Consider the following 277-nt stretch of genomic DNA (forward strand, 5'->3'; position numbering starts at 1 on the left):
TGAAGCCGCTGCGCCGCCATCTGAATGTTTATCATCGGTGCTGGCATCGTCGGTCTGTCCTTCTTTGATCGTCGCTCTCGAAACACTCTCTAGCGGCTGCTCACGTTTGCGCACCGCCATCTTACTGATCGTCTTCACCGCCACGGCCCCCGCCTCCTCCAGCGCCTCCATCAGCTCCCGCCGCCTCGTGCGCCGGTCGTCCTTGTGGTGCTGCTTGCCGTGGCTGTCGAGCAGCTTGGGCACGCTCAGCTTCGTGGCCCCGGCGGTCTGCGTGTCG

General features: G+C 64.3%; 1 protein-coding gene. It reads right to left on the reverse strand.

All coding sequences use genetic code 11. The features are described 5' to 3' along the window. The coding region (locus R0J92_RS22740) for a hypothetical protein (RefSeq protein WP_411053333.1) at positions 1-243 on the reverse strand (243 nt) is incomplete at its 3' end. Positions 244-277 lie beyond the last annotated feature (34 nt).

The sequence above is a fragment of the Tritonibacter sp. SIMBA_163 genome (assembly GCF_046535935.1).
Lineage (GTDB): Bacteria > Pseudomonadota > Alphaproteobacteria > Rhodobacterales > Rhodobacteraceae > Epibacterium > Epibacterium scottomollicae.